Source organism: Salinicola peritrichatus (assembly GCF_003206715.1).
Lineage (GTDB): Bacteria > Pseudomonadota > Gammaproteobacteria > Pseudomonadales > Halomonadaceae > Salinicola > Salinicola peritrichatus.
Genome location: NZ_PZJU01000065.1, coordinates 26,675 through 40,701 on the forward strand (window position 1 = coordinate 26,675; position 14,027 = coordinate 40,701).

General features: G+C 63.6%; 11 protein-coding genes. 3 read left to right on the forward strand and 8 right to left on the reverse strand.

What is annotated here, in order from left to right:
* Positions 1-9: 9 nt before the first annotated feature.
* The 5 genes from serB to pgi all read right to left on the reverse strand — a co-directional run bounded on the left by serB (position 10) and on the right by pgi (position 8,097).
* A complete protein-coding gene (serB, locus tag DOM57_RS19355; protein ID WP_110650822.1) occupies positions 10-1,236 on the reverse strand; it encodes a phosphoserine phosphatase SerB in 1,227 nt (408 codons plus the stop codon).
* 173 nt (positions 1,237-1,409) lie between these two features.
* The gene (gene parC, locus DOM57_RS19360; RefSeq protein ID WP_110650824.1) at positions 1,410-3,662 is read right to left on the reverse strand and encodes a DNA topoisomerase IV subunit A; all 2,253 of its coding nucleotides are present in this window, start codon (positions 3,660-3,662) and stop codon (positions 1,410-1,412) included.
* Positions 3,663-3,805: 143 nt separating this feature from the next.
* Positions 3,806-5,686: a DNA topoisomerase IV subunit B gene (parE, locus tag DOM57_RS19365; protein ID WP_110650826.1), complete on the reverse strand. Its 1,881-nt coding sequence runs from the start codon at positions 5,684-5,686 to the stop codon at positions 3,806-3,808.
* A 135-nt stretch (positions 5,687-5,821) separates the two neighbouring features.
* Positions 5,822-6,448, reverse strand: a complete 627-nt coding sequence (locus DOM57_RS19370; RefSeq protein WP_110650828.1) for a YqiA/YcfP family alpha/beta fold hydrolase — start codon at positions 6,446-6,448, stop codon at positions 5,822-5,824.
* Positions 6,448-8,097 carry a glucose-6-phosphate isomerase gene (gene pgi / locus DOM57_RS19375; RefSeq protein WP_110650830.1) on the reverse strand — a complete coding sequence of 550 codons (1,650 nt, stop codon included), beginning with the start codon at positions 8,095-8,097 and terminating at the stop codon, positions 6,448-6,450. Before pgi ends, DOM57_RS19370 begins: the two co-directional genes overlap by 1 nt.
* A gap of 155 nt (positions 8,098-8,252) precedes the next feature.
* On the opposite strand from pgi, the gene cmoA reads away from it, so the two are divergent.
* The 3 genes from cmoA (at position 8,253) to DOM57_RS19390 (ending at position 11,817) form a co-directional block, all read left to right on the forward strand.
* A complete protein-coding gene (cmoA, locus tag DOM57_RS19380; protein ID WP_110650832.1) occupies positions 8,253-8,996 on the forward strand; it encodes a carboxy-S-adenosyl-L-methionine synthase CmoA in 744 nt (247 codons plus the stop codon).
* Positions 8,989-10,026 carry a tRNA 5-methoxyuridine(34)/uridine 5-oxyacetic acid(34) synthase CmoB gene (cmoB, locus tag DOM57_RS19385; RefSeq protein ID WP_110650834.1) on the forward strand — a complete coding sequence of 346 codons (1,038 nt, stop codon included), beginning with the start codon at positions 8,989-8,991 and terminating at the stop codon, positions 10,024-10,026. Before cmoA ends, cmoB begins: the two co-directional genes overlap by 8 nt.
* A gap of 138 nt (positions 10,027-10,164) precedes the next feature.
* Entirely contained in the window at positions 10,165-11,817 is a 1,653-nt protein-coding gene (locus DOM57_RS19390) for an acetolactate synthase large subunit (RefSeq protein ID WP_110650836.1), read from the forward strand.
* Positions 11,818-12,001: 184 nt separating this feature from the next.
* On the opposite strand, the gene epsC is transcribed toward DOM57_RS19390, so the two are convergent.
* The 3 genes from epsC to DOM57_RS19405 all read right to left on the reverse strand — a co-directional run.
* Complete coding sequence (epsC, locus tag DOM57_RS19395; protein ID WP_110650838.1) at positions 12,002-12,913, reverse strand: serine O-acetyltransferase EpsC; 912 nt, start codon at positions 12,911-12,913, stop codon at positions 12,002-12,004.
* Between the two features lie 109 nt (positions 12,914-13,022).
* A complete protein-coding gene (locus DOM57_RS19400; protein ID WP_110650839.1) occupies positions 13,023-13,499 on the reverse strand; it encodes a 20S proteasome subunit A/B in 477 nt (158 codons plus the stop codon).
* A 215-nt stretch (positions 13,500-13,714) separates the two neighbouring features.
* Positions 13,715-14,027: elongation factor 1-alpha C-terminal domain-related protein (locus DOM57_RS19405; RefSeq protein ID WP_420820241.1), on the reverse strand; the 313-nt coding region annotated here is incomplete at its 5' end.

The following is a 14,027-nucleotide window of genomic DNA, read 5'->3' on the forward strand; positions in this document are numbered from 1 at the left end:
AGTGTTTCCCTAACCGCAGGCATCCACCGCCGCCAAGTCCTGTTCGCTGTAACCGAGCAGATAAAGCAAACCATCAAGACCCAGGGTCGATACCGACTGGCGTGCCCGGCGGCGTACCAGCGGCTTGGCATGAAAAGCGACCCCCATGCCGGCGGTCGCCAGCATCTTGAGGTCGTTGGCGCCGTCGCCGACGGCGATCGTCTGCTCCAACCCCCACCCTTCGCGTTCGGCGATCTGTTTGAGCATCATGGCCTTGCGATCGGCATCGACGATCGGCTCCTGGACCTCGCCGGTCACCTTGCCATCGCGGATCACCAGCTCGTTGGCATGAATCTCGTCGAAGCCCAGGCGCACCTGCAGATAACGGGCGAAATAAGTGAATCCACCGGAAAGAATCGCCGTGCGGTAACCGAGGCGCTTGAGGTGGGTCATCAACCGCTCGAGCCCCGGCATCAGCGGCAGCGACTCGGCGATTTCCGCCAGCACCGTCTCGTCCAAGCCTTCGAGCTTGCGCATCCGCTCGCGGAAACTCTGCTGAAAATCGAGTTCGCCGCGCATGGCGCGCTCGGTCACTGCGGCGACCTCGTCGTAAACGCCGTGGCGCCGGGCCAGTTCGTCGATCACCTCGGCCTGGATCAGCGTCGAGTCCATGTCGAAACAGATCAGGCGGCAGTGCCGACGCCAGAGACTGGCGGGCTGGATCGCGACGTCGACGTCGAAGCGCTCGCTCAATGCCAGCGCCTTCTCGCGCAATCCCTCGCTATCCAGCGCCTGCCCGCGCAGGCGCCACTCGAGACACACCCCGTTGGCGGCCGGCGCATCGCCGGTATCCAGCCGCGGTTCGGCGGAAAGCCGTTTCACCTCCTCGATGGTCAGCCCCTGCTCGGCGGTCAGCGCGCCGACCTCGGCCATGACTTCCGCCGGTAACGTCGCCCCCAGCAGCGTCAGTATCCAGCGCGGTGCCCGGGCCTCCTCGAGCCACTGGTTTTCGGCACCGTCCGCGACCGGATCGACCCGACAGTCGAGCCCACAGATGTCGCCAGCACTCGACAACAGCACCCCGACGTCGGCATCGCCAACGCTTTCCACCAGCGCTTCCAGCACGACTTCACCGAAAGCGACATGCTGACTCAGATCCAGCAAGCGCACCCGCGCACTGGCGAGCGCCGTACCCAGCGCCGCCATCTGCCCGGGACGTGCCGGGCCGGTGGCTCTTACCACGAAACGTCGTGACATGTTTTCCCCTCAATATTTTTCCGCCTGGGTCAGAACCTGTTTACGATCTCGCGAGCTAGAGCCAAACGAGGCAAAAACACTTGAGGCAGCGGAGTTTACATGGGGTTAAATGAGCATTCCGAAAGTGTTTTTAACGACGTATGGCCGACGCGCAGCAGATCGTAGATAGGTTCTCAGGACTCGACCTCGAGCCGGTCAACCTTCTGAAATCCCCGCGCCAGTTTGCTGCCGCGACGTCCGCGCTCGCCGGCATAATAGTCCAGATCGGCGGCCTTCAGCGTCTGTTTGCGCTTGCCTGCATGGATGATCAGCGATGCGCCTTCCGGCAGCAGCACCAGATCGCGTATGAACTCTTCTCGCCGCGCGGCCCTGGCGCCGGGAATGTCGATCATCTTGTTGCCCTTGCCCTTGGCCATCTCGGGCAGTTGGGGCAAGGCGAACACCAACAGCCGTCCCTCGTTGGAGACCGCCGCCACCCGCACGCCCTCGCCTTCCGGAATCGCCTTGGGCGGCAACACGTTGCAGCCCTTGGGCACCGACAGCACCGCCTTGCCGGCCTTGTTCTTGCCCAGCAGGTCCTCGAGCCTGGCGACGAAACCATAGCCACCATCGGTAGCCAGCAGGTAACGGGCGCTGGGCACGTCGAGCATCAGCCCGACCATGCTGGAGCCGGCGGGCGGATTGATCCGTCCGGTCACCGGTTCGCCCTGGCCACGCGCCGACGGCAGGTTGTGCGCGGTCAGGGTGTAGGCTCGGCCGCTGTCGTCGAGCAGCACCAGCGGCTGGTTGGTCTTGCCCCGCGCCGCCAAGTGGAAACTATCGCCGGCCTTGTAGGAGAGCCCGGCGGGATCGATATCGTGGCCTCGCGCGGCACGAATCCAGCCCTTCTCCGAGAGCACCACGGTCACCGGATCGGCTCCCACCAGCTCGACTTCGGACAGCGCCCTGGCCTCCTCGCGCTCGACCAGCGGCGAACGGCGAGCGTCGCCGTAGGTCTGGGCGGCTTCACGCAGCTCCTTCTCGATCAGGTCGGTCATCGCCGACTCGCTGCCGAGCAGTTCCTTCAGATGCTTGCGCTCGGCCTCGAGCTCGTCCTGTTCGCCGCGGATCTTCATCTCCTCGAGCTTGGCAAGGTGACGCAGACGCAACTCCAGGATCGCTTCCGCCTGACGCTCGCTGATGCCGAAGGCCGTCATCAACGCCGGCTTGGGTTCGTCCTCCTCGCGGATGATGCGGATCACCTCGTCGATGTTGAGGTAGGCCACCAGCAGGCCTTCGAGGATGTGCAGTCGATCCTCGACCTTGCCCAGGCGATGCTCCGTGCGCCGGCGCACCGTGGTGCGACGGAAGATCAGCCACTCGCCGAGCATGTCGTTGAGCGCCATCACCCGCGGGCGACCGTCGAGGGCAATCACGTTGAGATTGACGCGGACGTTCTTCTCGAGATCGGTGGTGGCGAACAGATGCGCCATCAAGCCGTCGACATCGATGCGGTTGGAACGCGGCTCGATCACCAGCCGGGTCGGCGTCTCGTGAGTCGACTCGTCGCGCAGGTCGGCGACCATCGGCAGCTTCTTGGCCTGCATCTGGGCGGCGATCTGCTCCAGCACCTTGGCCCCACTGACCTGATACGGCACTGCGGTGATGACGATGTTGCCGTCTTCGCGTTCGTAGCGCGCGCGCAGCTTGACCGAGCCGCGGCCGGTCTCGTAGAGCTTGCGCAGATCCGCCGCCGGCGAAATGATCTCGGCGTCGGTAGGAAAATCCGGCGCCGGCAGATGTTGCATCAGGTCACTGACGCTGGCCTCGGGCTGGCGCAGCAGATGGCAGGTGGCCTCGACCACTTCCACCACGTTGTGCGGCGGAATGTCGGTAGCCATCCCCACCGCGATACCGGTGGCGCCATTGAGCAATACGTGCGGCAGCCGCGACGGCAGCACCGCCGGCTCGTTCATGGTGCCGTCGAAATTGGGCGTCCAGTCGACGGTGCCCTGCCCCAGCTCGGCCAACAGCGTTTCCGAGAAGCGCGACAGCCGCGCCTCGGTGTAGCGCATCGCCGCGAACGACTTGGGATCGTCCGGGCTACCCCAGTTGCCCTGGCCGTCGACCAGCGGGTAACGATAGCTGAACGGCTGCGCCATCAGCACCATCGCTTCGTAGCAGGCGCTGTCGCCGTGAGGATGGAACTTGCCCAGCACGTCGCCGACGGTACGCGCCGACTTCTTGTACTTGGCATTGGCCGTCAATGACAGCTCGCGCATGGCGTAGACGATGCGCCGCTGTACCGGCTTCATGCCATCGCCGATATGCGGCAACGCGCGATCGAGAATCACGTACATCGAATAATCGAGATACGCCTTCTCGGTGTACTCCTTGAGCGACAGGCGCTCGACGTCGCCTTCCGCTACCTGAATGTCCATGGTCATGGGGTTAGCGCCCTTCTACCATCGATGGAAACTTCACGAACATAGCCCGCACGAAACATAGCTTGAAGAGGGAAGAGCGGCGCTACGCGCCTGGAAGACATAAGAAACTTCTTCCTTCCCTCTTATGTCTTCCCTCTTCCTTCTTAAACCTCTATCTCGGCGAGATTGCCGTAATCCTCCAACCAACTCTTGCGATCGGCGGCGCGCTTGCGCGCCAGCAGCATGTCCATCATCTCCAGCGTGCCGTCGTTCAGCGCGCGGGTGAGCTGGACCAGGCGCCGGGTGTCCGGGGCCATGGTGGTCTCGCGCAGCTGCAGCGGGCTCATCTCGCCGAGGCCCTTGAAGCGCTGCACGTTGGGCGTGCCGCGCTTGCCCTCGAGGCGCTTGAGCGTCGCCGCCTTCTCGCTCTCGTCGAGGGCGTAGTAGACCTCCTTGCCCAGGTCGATGCGGTAGAGCGGCGGCATCGCCACGAACACGTGGCCGGCATCGACCAGTGCCGGGAAATGACGCACGAACAGCGCGCACAGCAGCGTGGCGATGTGCAGGCCATCGGAGTCGGCGTCGGCGAGGATGCACACCTTGTGGTAACGCAGCTTGGAGAGGTCGTCGCTGCCCGGATCGAGCCCGATCGCCACGGCGATGTCGTGGACTTCCTGGGAACTGTAGATATCGCCGGATTCGACTTCCCAGGTATTCAGAATCTTCCCGCGCAGCGGCAGGATCGCCTGGGTCTCGCGGTTGCGCGCCTGCTTGGCGCTGCCACCGGCGGAGTCCCCTTCGACCAGGAACAGCTCGCTGGTGACCGGGTCCTGACCCGAACAGTCGGCCAGCTTGCCGGGCAGCGCGGGGCCGGCGGTGACCTTCTTGCGCGCGACCTTCTTGGCGCTCTTCTGGCGTCGCTGGGCGGCGTTGATCACCAGCTCGGCCAGCGCCTCGGCCTGGTCGGTATGGTGATTGAGCCACAACGAGAAGGCGTCCTTGACCACGCCGGAGACGAAGCCGGCGACGGTGCGCGACGACAACCGTTCCTTGGTCTGCCCGGCGAACTGCGGATCGAGCATCTTCACCGAGAGCACGAAGGAGACCCGCTCCCACAGGTCCTCCGGAGTCAACTTGATGCCTCGCGGCAGCAGGTTGCGGTATTCGCAGAACTCGCGCACCGCTTCGAGCAGCCCGCTGCGGAAACCGTTGACGTGGGTACCGCCCAGCGGCGTGGGAATCAGGTTGACGTAGGATTCCAGCACGGGATCGCCGCCTTCGGGCAGCCACTGGATGGCCCAGTCGACCGCCTGTTCCTCGTCCTCGAAGTGGCCGGTGAACGGCGATGCCGGCAACACTTCGAAGCCATCGACGGCCTGGGCCAGATAATCGCGCAGGCCATCCTCGTACTGCCATACGCTCTCGGCGCCGTCGCTCTCCTTGAGCACGACCTTGAGCCCGGGACACAGCACCGCCTTGGCGCGGAGCAGATGTTTCAATCGCGGCAGCGACAGCCTGGCGCTGTCGAAGTAGTCGGCTTGCGGCCAGAAGCGCACCACGGTGCCGGTGGCACGCTTGGCGCAACTGCCGATCACCGAGAGTTCTTCGACTTTTTCGCCCTTCTCGAAAGCCATGCCGTGGCGGTCGCCATCGCGACAAACCTCGACCTCGAGCCGCGTCGACAGCGCGTTGACGACGGAGACGCCGACGCCATGGAGACCGCCCGAGAAACGGTAGCTCGACTGCGAGAACTTGCCGCCGGCATGCAGCCGCGTGAGGATCAGCTCGATCCCGGTGACGCCGTGCTCGGGGTGGATGTCGATCGGCATGCCGCGGCCGTCGTCGGAAACCTCGATGCCACCGTCCTCGAGCAGGACGACCCGAATCTCGTGGGCGTATCCCGCCAGCGCCTCGTCGACGCTGTTGTCGATGACCTCCTGAACCAGGTGGTTGGGGCGGGTGGTATCGGTATACATGCCCGGCCGTTTGCGGACCGGATCGAGGCCGGAGAGAACTTCGATGGAGCTGGCACTGTATTGCGTCATGCAGGGTCTCGCCGTGTTTGCATGGTCAAAATGGCTGAGTCATGGATGGCTGAGTCGAAATCGGCACGTCGGCGGTAATGATACACCACTGGTCAAATTACCAGTACCGAATTCGCCGCTTGCCGAGGCTGCGGCTCATTCGGGCCACGTCAACGAGGTCGGAACTTCCCAACCTCCGTGAGCGAACAATGCCGGCAGGTATTGAGGCAGTACGCTGAATCCGTGATCGCCGCCGGGATGAATCAGCGTCCGGCAGCCGGCGTAGGCGTGCAGCGCATCGCGACAGTCCAGCGTCTCGTCGGCACTGCCCAGCAGCAGCAGGTAGCGCTCGGGGTGGACGATGCGTTCCCACTCCAGCGCGTTCAATTGCTCGAAGTGGGCATTGCCGATGGTGAATGTCTCGCCGGTGTAGGCATTGACCAGGCTCTGCCCCAGATAATCAGCCACGAAGCGCGCGGGCTTGACCGCCGGGTTGATCAATACCGCGCGCAGCCCATGCCGCTCGGCCAGACAGGTGGCTAGAAAACCGCCCATCGAGCTGCCCACCAGCAGGGTATCGTCGCCCAGCTCAAACAGCGCCGACTCGGCCTGAGCCAGCGCCACGTCGGGGCGATCAGAGAGCTGCGGTGTCAGACATGCCAACGGCTGCCCCTCGTGAGCGGCCAGTTTGACGCACGCCGCCTTGACCCATTGTGCCTTGGGCGAGGCACTGCCGCTGTTGAAGCCGTGCAGGTAGAGTACCGCTCCGACAGCCCCCGGCATCACTGCGCTTTCTGCCCCCGCCAGATCGACTCGATCAGCCCCCGGCTGGAATCGTCGAGAGACTCGATGCCTTGCTCGGTCGCGATGATCTCTTCGGTCTCGGTGGCGATCTTCTTGCCCAGCTCCACGCCCCACTGGTCGAAGGAGTCGATGTCCCAGATCACGCCCTGCACGAACACCTTGTGCTCATAGAGCGCGATCAGCGCCCCCAGCGTGGCCGGATTCAAGCTGTCGAACAGCATGGTGGTGGAAGGCTGATTGCCCCGATAGCGCTTGTAGCTCGGCGGCGTGGTCTCGGATTTCACCGCGTCGTCGCCCAGCATCAGCACGCGGGACTGGGCGAAACAGTTGGCCAGCGCCAGGCGGTGCTGCGCCATCAGGTCGTCGCGGAAGCTCTCGTCCTCGACATCGTTGTAGCGGTTGATCGGCGCGATGAAGTCGCACGCCACCGGCTGGGTTCCCTGGTGCAGCAACTGATAGAAGGCGTGCTGGCCATTGGGGCCGATCTCGCCCCAGATGACCGGGCAGGTCGAGTAATCGACGATGGCGTCGTCATTGGTCACCGACTTGCCGTTGGACTCCATCTCCAACTGCTGGAAATAGCCCGGCAAGTGTTTGAGGCGGCCGTCGTACGGCAACACCGCATGGGAGCGGATATCGAGGAAATTGACGTTCCAGATACCGATCAGCGCGAGCTGGACCGGCAGGTTGTCTTGCAGATCGGCCGTGCGGAAGTGCTCGTCCATGGCGTGGGCGCCGGCGAGCAGGCGACGGAAGTTATCCATGCCGATGCGAATGGCGATCGGCAGCCCGATGGCGCTCCATAGCGAATAACGGCCGCCGACCCAATCCCAGAACAGCAGCTGATTGGCCGGATCGATGCCCCATTCTGTCATCTTCTCGGGCTTGGTGGAGACGCCGACGAAGTGGAAACGCTTGATCAGTTTCTCGTCGCCGCCCAGGCGCGAGGCGATCCAGTCGAGCGCGGTCGAAGCGTTCGACAGCGTGTCGATGGTGCCGAAGGATTTGGACGACAGGATGAACAGCGTGGTTTCCGGATTGAGCCAGCTCAGGAAGTCCGCCAGTTGCGAGCCGTCCATGGTCGAAGCGAAGTGCGTCGAAACTTCGTAGACGTCGTCGGGCTCGAAATCGGTCAGTGCCGAGGTCACCATCAGCGGACCGAGATCCGAGCCGCCGACCCCGAGGTTGACCACGTCGGTGATCGGCTTGCCGGTCACGCCGCGCCACTGTCCCTTGAGCAGCTTGTCGACCAGCGTCTCCATCTTGTCGAGCGTGGCATGGACTTCGCTGACCACCTCGACACCTTCCACCTCGAGCCTGGCTTCCCGGGGCAGGCGCAACGCAGTGTGCAAGGCGGGGCGATCCTCGGTACGGTTGACCCGCTCGCCCGACAGCAGACGCCCAATCGCATCCGGCACGCCGGCCTCGCGAGCCAGGGAGAGCAGATTGTCGCGGACTTCCGTCGTCCAGCGCTGCTTGGACAGGTCGAGTTGAATGCCCGCGGCTTCGAGCGAGAACGTCTCGAAACGCGGCGACTCCTTGAACAAGGTTTTCAGATGGACATCCCGCATGCCGCTCGCGAGTTGCTGCTCGAGCGCTTTCCATGCCTGGGTCTCACGAATCGACATCTCTGTACTCTCCTTGTATTCGCAAAGCGGGCCTTGTATTCGCAAAGCGGGCCTTGTCACGTGCAGCGGAGGGGCGCAAAACGTACACTATACAAACAGCGGGCCATCATTTCCCGCTCGCCCCACGCTCTCCCAATATGAAGTAACTTTCGGCAATGATTGACGCATCTTACCGTGACGCCATCTTTTCGACACCCCTCGATCGCGTGGCGAGTTTCTCCTTCGACGAGCGGGTCGTGGCCTGCTTTCCCGATATGGTCCGCCGCTCGATTCCCGGCTATGGCCAGATCCTGGGCATGCTGGGCCTGCTTGCCGAGCGCCATCTGCGTCACGGCGCCCATGTCTACGACTTGGGCTGCTCGCTGGGCGCGGTGGGCCTCGCGCTGGCCGGGCGGCTGTCACCGGATGCCTTCGAGCTGACCGGTATCGATCTGTCGCCGGCGATGATTGCGCACGCCCGCGAGACCGCGGCAACGGAGAGCCCCGAGCATCGCCTGAGTTTCGTCGAGGGCGACATCCGCCAGCAGGGTTACCGCGACAGCGGCATGATCGTGCTCAACTTCACCCTGCAGTTCCTGCCTCCGGTCGACCGCGATGCGGTGATCGCCAAGCTGTTCGCGGCGCTCGAACCCGGCGGCATCCTGGTGCTGTCGGAGAAGATCGTCGCCCCGGACGAGCAGGAGAACGCCTGGCTGGTGGAGCGCTATCACGATTTCAAGCGCGCCAACGGCTACAGCGAGATGGAGATCAGCCAGAAACGCACGGCGCTGGAAAACGTGCTGGTGCCGGACACGCTGGAGGGACATCACGGACGACTGGAGAGCGCCGGCTTCTCGCGGGTGACGACCTGGTTCCAGTATCTCAACTTCGCTTCGATGGTGGCGTTCAAGGATGCCTGAAGCGACGACCGATACGTTTCCTGAAACGGCGACAGATACATTGCGCGGCGCCGAACGCCGGCTCTATCTCGCCCTGCTCGAGCATAACCTGACTTCCTGGCTGGCGAAGCTGCCCGAGCAGCTCGCCCGTGGCCTGGATCGCCAGCGCCACGGCGATTTGCCGGCGTGGGAGAAAGCGGTGGCCAAGTTGCCCGTGCTGCCCCGCGAGCGCCGTGTGACGCTGGATACCGATAGCGTCGCGGTGGACGTCGAACTCGGCGACGCCGACCGCCGCCGCTGCGAGAATCTGCTGCGGATTCTGATGCCGTGGCGCAAGGGCCCCTACTGCCTCGGCGACATCGCCATCGACACCGAGTGGCGCTCGGACTGGAAGTGGCAACGTATCGCGCCGCATCTCTCGCCACTGGCCGGGCGCAAGGTTCTCGACGTCGGCGGCGGCAACGGCTACCACGCCTGGCGCATGGCCGGCGAGGCAGCGGCCTTCGTGCTGGTGATCGATCCTTCGCCGCGCTTCTACTATCAGTTCCAGGCCGTGCGCCACTTCGTCGGCGATGCCGACGATTACCGTACCCACTTCCTGCCGGTCGGCATCGAGGACGTCCCGGCCAACCTGGCCGCCTTCGATACGGTGTTCTCGATGGGCGTGCTCTATCACCGCATCTCGCCGCTGGATCATCTGCTGCAGTTGAAGGACGCCCTGGTGCCGGGTGGCGAACTGGTGCTGGAGACGCTGGTGGTCGAAGGCGACGAACGCAGCGTGTTCATGCCGGGCGAGCGCTACGCCAGCATGCCCAATGTCTACTTCCTGCCCTCATCAAAGGCCCTGGCCCATTGGCTTGCGCGCTGCGGCTTCGAGGCGATTCGCTGCGTCGACGAAACGCCGACCACGCTCGACGAGCAACGCGCGACCGAGTGGATGACCTTCCATTCGCTGGCCGACTTCCTCGATCCCGAGGATCGCAGCCTGACCGTCGAAGGCTACCCCGCGCCGCGCCGCGCCACGCTTATCGCACGGAAGCCACAACGTTGATCGCCCGCAAGCCGCGTCACTGGCCCCTGTGTCGTCCCAGGCAGCCTTCCCCAGGCGTCACCTATACTCGAAGTCGAACGATGGACCGGCCGGCCGCGCTGTCGGCCGGCGTCACATTCGATTGCACAGGGAGAAGGCATGAAAGCCGCCGATCTATTCATCAAGGCTTTGGAAGCAGAAGGCGTCGAATACGTTTTCGGCGTCCCAGGGGAAGAGAATCTTGATCTGCTGGATGCGCTGCATCGCTCGCCGATCCAGTTGATCACCACCCGCCACGAGCAAGGCGCCGGCTTCATGGCCGCCACCTACGGTCGCCTGACCGGCAAGGCCGGGGTGTGCCTGTCGACGCTTGGCCCCGGCGCCACCAACCTGGTCACCGCCGCGGCCTATGCCCAGCTCGGCGGCATGCCGATGGTGATGATCACCGGTCAGAAGCCAATCAAGTCGAGCAAGCAGGGGCAGTTCCAGATCATCAACGTGGTCGACATGATGTTGCCGATCACCAAGTACACCACCCAATTGGCTAGCGGCGATACCGTCGCCGCACGCATTCGTGAGGCCTTTCGGCTGGCTCAGGAAGAGCGTCCCGGCGCCACTCATCTGGAACTGCCGGAGGATGTTGCCCGCGAAGAGACCGACATGCCGCTGCTGCCCAAGAGCAGCCATCGCCGCTCGGTCGCCGAACACAAGGCGCTGCGCATGGCCGCCGATGCGATTCGCCAAGCCAAGCGTCCTCTACTGATGATCGGCGCCGGCGCCAACCGCAAGCTGTCGTGGAAGATGCTCCATCGACTGATCGACAAGCTCGGCATTCCCAGCATCTCGACCCAGATGGGCAAGGGTGTAGTCAACGAGACCACGCCCAAATTCATCGGCACGGCGGCGATCTCCGACAACGACTTCGTCCATCGCGCCATCGGCGCCGCCGATCTGATCGTCAACATCGGCCACGACGTGGTCGAGAAGCCGCCCTTCTTCATGACGCCGCACAGCGCCAGGGTGATTCACATCGACTACAGCTCGGCCCAGGTCGATCCGGTCTATTTTCCGCAGATCGAGGTCGAGGGCGACATCGCCTACACGCTGTGGCAGCTGAGCGAGGCGCTCGAGCCCCAGGAGCACTGGGATTTTCGCCCCTTCGAGGCCGTGCGTCAGGCGCTGCACGCCCATATCGAGAGCTGTGGCACCACGGATGGCTTTCCGGTCCAGCCCCAGCGCCTGGCACGCCTGGTTCGCGACCACATGCCCGAGGAAGGCATCATCGCCCTCGACAACGGCATCTATAAAATCTGGTTCGCGCGCAACTACCCCGCCTATCGCCCCAATACCGTGCTGCTCGACAATGCCCTGGCCAGCATGGGCGCGGGGCTGCCGTCGGCGATCGGGGCCAAGCTGGTACATCCGGAGCGGCAGGTCATGGCGATCTGCGGCGATGGCGGATTCATGATGAATTCGCAGGAGCTCGAGACCGCCGTACGGCTCAAGCTCGATCTGATCGTGCTGATCCTGAACGACAACGCCTACGGCATGATCAAGTGGAAGCAGCGCCAGATGGGACTGGCGGATTTCGGACTCGACTACGACAACCCGGACTTCGTCGCCTACGCCAACGCCTACGGCGCCACCGGCCACGCGTTGGAAGAAGGCGACGATCTCACCGAGGTGCTGCAGAACGCCCGCGATGCCGGCGGCGTCCACGTCGTCAGCGTGCCCGTCGACTACAGCGTCAACCAGAGCATTCTCAACGACGAAATCCCGCGACTCGCGGGCGAACTCGACCTCGAGGCCTGAGTGATCGATACAAAGGCCGGCGGGAGAACGCCGGCCCAAGGACGAGAATCGGCCGGTTGCCTGAACCCGGCAGCCCCTTGGAAATGCTGAATAAATCGGCGAGCAGGATGAAGCACAAGGCGCACGGAGCNNGCACCGCGCAACGCAAGTGATTCGCTTGTGCAGCCATTTATGCAGTGTTTCCTTAGGAACAGGGACCGGACTGGATATTGGCCTGGGTAATGTTGCTCCCTGCCTCCACGCCGCAGGTCAGCCAGACGTTGCCACCGATCACCGAGCCCCGACCGACCGTGATCCGGCCGAGGATCGTCGCGCCGGCGTAGATGACGACGTCGTCCTCGACGATCGGGTGGCGCGGCAGGCCTTTCTCGAGATGCCCCTTCTCGTCGGCCGGAAAGCGCTTGGCGCCTAGCGTCACCATCTGGTAGAGCCTCACGCGATCGCCGATGATCGCCGTCTCGCCAATGACCACACCGGTACCATGATCGATGAAGAAGCTCTCGCCGATCTGCGCGCCGGGATGGATATCGATACCGGTATCGGAATGCGCCAGTTCGGAGATGATACGAGCGACGAGCCCGGCACCGGCACGATAGAAATAGTGGGCGATGCGATGGTAGATCACCGCATGGACGCCGGGATAGCAGAGCAGCACTTCATCGACGCTGCGAGCGGCGGGATCGCCGTAATACGCCGCCATGACATCGCTATCCAGGCGTCGACGAAGCGTCGGCAGGCTATCGGCGAACCCCTGGATGATCCGAGTGGCTTGCGCGTACTGATCGCTCTCCGTGTCACCGCCGAGACGCGCCATGTAACGCAGCTCGAGCAGGATCTCCTCGTGCAGCGCATTCAGGGCTCGGTCGAGTGTATGGCCGACGTAGAAGTCCTCGCTCTCCTTGCGCAGATCGGAAGGGCCGAGCCGCATGGGAAAGAGCGCCCCGCTCAGGGCGTCGAGCGTATCGCGAATGCGATGGCGCGACGGCAGCTCCCGACACCCCTTTTCCTTTTCCCGCCCGTTCTGGGCGCGCCACTGCTCGCGAGTAGCGCGCAGTTGGGTAACGATACCATCGAGCTGCCAGTTGACGTGTTGCATGCCGGTCATCCTAATTGGAAAGCCCAAAAGCGCATGGACTCATGTGCCGATAATGATAAAGGCCAAGGAGAAAATGACCAGCGCAACCCGACAGGCACGCTATCGCAGCTCAAGCAGGACTCGGCTCCACTTCTTTCATCATGTCGCCGAAGGAAACCGAAGCCTCGAACTGAGGCGTGACCGCCTGGACCTCGCCCCCGGTGTCGTGATCGCGCGTGGCGGCGTATGTCACCGCAGCCACCGCGTCCTTGCCATGGTCGATGGCGGCCAAGGCCCATTTCCAGCCAGTACCATAGGCAATGGGGCCGGCGACGGGCATGCGCACCAGGCGATCGAACATCTCGAAGACCCCATCGGGCCCTACGATGATCATCTCGATCCGGGTGACATGAGGCTTGGCATTCTTGGGTGCGCCGGCGTTCAGCCACTCCATCACTTCCCACCATCCTTGCTGCTCGCCGGCGAAGGCCACCCATTCGCCATTGTCGAGCTGGAAAAGCTTTTGCGCATGGTTATAGGTCGAACCATTGACACTAATCAGCGAATCCGTCGCCAACGTCGTTCCATCCCATACGATAGTGGTCATTTGCTACCTCGTAATTGTATTACCAGCCAAACGTCGGATTCGCCAGGCAAGGCTCCAGGCATGCCGCGTGCGCGATTTCATCCCGGCCGGCTGGGATAAGGGCGCGCCTAAATCAGAGGAAGTGCATCGAACGATACAGGAAGCGGGCAAACGAAGGCCCTTTGCCTGAAGCCGACAAAGGGCACAATTCGTTACAACATGATACTCAGAGAGAGCTAACGATGGAAGAGGTCCGCGACATTCTTCGCCTCCCAGTGCGGGAAGTGCTTGCGGATCAAGGCATTGAACTCGATCTCGAACGCCTGCCAGTCGACTTCGCCGCCGATCGCCGCGCCCTCGGCGGCCCCCCGGATCAGACCGGCACCGACGGTGATGTTGCTCAGGCGGTCGATCACCACGAAGCTGCCGGTGCCCGGGCTGGTTCGGTAGTCGTCCAGCGGTACGCTGGCCGTCAGTTCGACCCGGCAGCGGCCGATGGCGTTGAGCGGCAAGCTGTCGGCGGCGTGATGCTCAAGGCTGTTGACGTCG

Excerpts from the sequence above, each read along its gene's own strand:
- serB (WP_110650822.1), bottom strand. The coding sequence starts at position 1,236 with ATGTCACGACGTTTCGTGGTAAGAGCCACCGGCCCGGCACGTCCCGGG.
- parC (WP_110650824.1), bottom strand. The coding sequence starts at position 3,662 with ATGACCATGGACATTCAGGTAGCGGAAGGCGACGTCGAGCGCCTGTCG.
- parE (WP_110650826.1), bottom strand. The coding sequence starts at position 5,686 with ATGACGCAATACAGTGCCAGCTCCATCGAAGTTCTCTCCGGCCTCGAT.
- DOM57_RS19370 (WP_110650828.1), bottom strand. The coding sequence starts at position 6,448 with ATGCCGGGGGCTGTCGGAGCGGTACTCTACCTGCACGGCTTCAACAGC.
- pgi (WP_110650830.1), bottom strand. The coding sequence starts at position 8,097 with ATGTCGATTCGTGAGACCCAGGCATGGAAAGCGCTCGAGCAGCAACTC.
- cmoA (WP_110650832.1), top strand. The coding sequence starts at position 8,253 with ATGATTGACGCATCTTACCGTGACGCCATCTTTTCGACACCCCTCGAT.
- cmoB (WP_110650834.1), top strand. The coding sequence starts at position 8,989 with ATGCCTGAAGCGACGACCGATACGTTTCCTGAAACGGCGACAGATACA.
- DOM57_RS19390 (WP_110650836.1), top strand. The coding sequence starts at position 10,165 with ATGAAAGCCGCCGATCTATTCATCAAGGCTTTGGAAGCAGAAGGCGTC.
- epsC (WP_110650838.1), bottom strand. The coding sequence starts at position 12,913 with ATGCAACACGTCAACTGGCAGCTCGATGGTATCGTTACCCAACTGCGC.
- DOM57_RS19400 (WP_110650839.1), bottom strand. The coding sequence starts at position 13,499 with ATGACCACTATCGTATGGGATGGAACGACGTTGGCGACGGATTCGCTG.